Below are 319 nucleotides of genomic sequence, written 5' to 3'. Positions count from 1 at the left end.
ACCTCGGCATCAAGCTCGAGAATGTCGGCCTCAACATGCTCGGCCGCGCCAAGAAGGTGTCGATCTCCAAGGAGAACACCACCATCGTCGACGGCGCCGGCAAGAAGGCCGAGATCCAGGGCCGCGTCGCCCAGATCAAGCAGCAGATCGAGGAGACCACCTCGGACTATGACAAGGAGAAGCTGCAGGAACGTCTCGCCAAGCTGGCGGGCGGCGTTGCCGTCATCCGCGTCGGCGGTGCGACCGAGATCGAAGTCAAGGAAAAGAAGGACCGCGTCGATGACGCCCTCAACGCGACCCGTGCGGCCGTCGAAGAAGG

Annotated in this window: 1 pseudogene; it reads left to right on the top strand. The window is 63.3% G+C overall.

Annotation, left to right across the window (positions count from 1 at the left end):
• Positions 1–319: pseudogene (locus EN807_RS33915) on the top strand (TCP-1/cpn60 chaperonin family protein); the annotation flags it as partial.

This window comes from Mesorhizobium sp. M5C.F.Ca.ET.164.01.1.1 (genome assembly GCF_004792125.1).
Taxonomy (GTDB): Bacteria; Pseudomonadota; Alphaproteobacteria; order Rhizobiales; family Rhizobiaceae; genus Mesorhizobium; species Mesorhizobium wenxiniae.
The sequence above is the reverse complement of the archived record's forward strand: the minus strand, read 5'-3'. Positions and strand labels throughout refer to the sequence as shown.